The organism is Sphingobacterium sp. SGG-5 (assembly GCF_011043525.1).
Lineage (GTDB): Bacteria > Bacteroidota > Bacteroidia > Sphingobacteriales > Sphingobacteriaceae > Sphingobacterium.
This window is the reverse complement of the sequence record NZ_JAAKGO010000040.1, coordinates 1-450: the sequence shown is the minus strand read 5'-3', so window position 1 is coordinate 450 and position 450 is coordinate 1. Positions and strand designations below refer to the sequence as shown.

At 50.9% G+C, this 450-nt stretch carries 1 protein-coding gene; it reads left to right on the top strand.

The genetic code is table 11. The features are described from left to right. Nucleotides 1-15: 15 nt before the first annotated feature. On the top strand, nt 16-450 hold a 435-nt coding region (locus G5B30_RS17180; RefSeq protein WP_206367184.1), incomplete at its 3' end, for a hypothetical protein.

Genomic DNA, 450 nt, shown 5'->3' with positions numbered 1-450 from the left:
GACGGCACGACCAACATGCTGAACTTAGGGGATCTGGTCAGAGAGCAGGAGACTTTGACAACCCTTGCTTATGACAACACGACACACCAACTGACCTATACAGGAGAGAACGGCACACCGGTCGTACTGGACCTCAATGAAGGAGCTGTAACTTATAATGCATCCACTAATATCCTAACTTATACCGACGAGGCAGGGGTTGCCACACCGGTCAATCTCAACAATACGGGCCTGACTTATGACCCGGCTACTGCTGTGTTAAGCTATCTCAACACCCTTGGGGTAATACAGACTGTGGACCTCGGTGCTATTGTACAGGCTAACGAGACTTTGACCTCGGCAAGCTTTGATCCGGTTACTGGTATACTGACCTACAACGACGAGGACGGAACGGCCAATACGCTGAACCTGGGAACAATGGTCCCGAACTTCGAAACCCTGACCTCTGTC